The following is a 1,754-nucleotide window of genomic DNA, read 5'->3' on the forward strand; positions in this document are numbered from 1 at the left end:
TCCGTCACCCATGCTGTGATTGTAAATCCCCGAATTTAGTGCATCCAGCAATGTGCTTTTACCGGTCCGTCACMCATGCTGTGATTGTAAATCCCCGAATTTAGTGCATCCAGCAATGTGCTTTTACCGGAATAACCCCCGCCGGTGATGACCGTCACACCATGTTTAATTCCCATTCCCCGCAAACCACAAATTTCAACTTCAACATCTTCCGGGGATGTAAAAGGCAAGGCACCCTCCAGTGGCCCGCTGTTGTCTTTATTTCTTGGCAGAATGCTGCCATTCGCAATAAACGCACAATACTCACTGGATTTCAGCCAATCCCGAATCATATTTTGTTTCTTTACGCATTCACAGGCAGCATTTAATTTGATGAGATCAAACTTGGCAATAAACTTCTCCACTTCTTTTGGAAGCATTTTGCAGAGCATGCGCATAGCTTTATCATTATTCCTGAATGGAAGTTGAACTGTAATCATTAGGCATAAATACCATTTTTCCCAGATGACCTCGACAAAGGATGCATTACGTTGCAACACCACATTGGTTGGACCGAAACAATAAAAAGCACCATTTTCTTTATCAGGTCGTGACCGGTTATAAATCAATTCATTTAATGCCTCAATATAATCAACCCATTCTCTTAATGCAAAATCTGAGAGGACAACTTGATCCCTATTTTCATCTACGCCAAGACGGTCAAAAGGTATTTTTATGGTGATGCATGGTTTATCCAGTGTGAGTTTATGTGTCCGTTCAATGCAATAGGCAACATCATTTTTCCAATAGGCTGCATCTTCATAAATAAAACTGTAAGATGACTGTCCGGATTGTAATGAGCGAAAATTTTGTTCTAGTCTTTTAATAAAGCATCATTCCTTTCATATTTGGAAAGCGGTGAATAAAGGGAAACCATGCCGAAGTTGAAACGATATCTCAAGAAGGGGGCCCCTTATCCTTTGGAACAAGGTAACGACAGAACGGATCAACCCCTAATATCCAGGTATGAGCCTGCTCAAACATAAACCGGCACGGTTTGAAATTTTCCGCGAAAAATGAATCCCATCCTAAGTAATTCAAGTTCTATACATATTCCCCCTAATAGAGTTCAGATCAATTTGTAAGACAAACGATTAGATTTAACCAATTTCAAAATAAAACCACTATTGTTGCCTTGACCAAACCTTTGCCCTAAAAAAATAACAGCCACTCCGTAAGTGGCTGTCATAGACAGGCAAGAAAGCTTAAACTTTCCTTCTGCCTAAATATAAAAGCCCTGAGAGTGAATCCTACCCTCAGAGCCTAGTGTATTCGTAAAAAAAATAACTAAAAAGCAACATGAGGATAAAACGTATTTTTTTTTGTTTTCATTGTCCTCACCTCGTTACCATTTATTTTTACAGCAACATAATCATAACATTAAGATTATGCACAATTTAGGGAAAGATTAATTATAATTAACTCGAACCCTGAAATAGGTAAAAGTGCCCCCGTAGAATGAAAACACAGGACACGATAAATAAGTTATACTAAGAATTTCACGCAGTTTCTTCAACTTTCTAAGCAGTTACTTTCCGTATTCATGTGCGTTATTTGTAGCAATAGGTAAGCATTTGATGCGATCTCCAGCTTTTCCCCTGCTCCACACGGAGCGTGCCAGTTTCCAAAGCACCCCGCGTACCATCTAAATGAATTTACTAGTTCATTAGCTCCTCGTTACTCATGGATATGGATATCTTAGATCGGTTCCAGAC

Annotated in this window: 2 protein-coding genes; both read right to left on the minus strand. The window is 39.4% G+C overall.

Annotated features, from left to right (window positions below):
- The coding region (locus AC1DWB_RS34615; RefSeq protein WP_477545605.1) for a hypothetical protein at nucleotides 1-51 on the minus strand (51 nt) is incomplete at its 3' end.
- The gene (locus AC1DWB_RS34620; RefSeq protein ID WP_477545604.1) at nucleotides 36-608 is read right to left on the minus strand and encodes a P-loop domain-containing protein; all 573 of its coding nucleotides are present in this window, start codon (nucleotides 606-608) and stop codon (nucleotides 36-38) included. The genes AC1DWB_RS34620 and AC1DWB_RS34615, both read right to left, overlap by 16 nt.
- Nucleotides 609-1,754 lie beyond the last annotated feature (1,146 nt).

This window comes from Paenibacillus sp. P4_E11 (assembly GCF_056401635.1).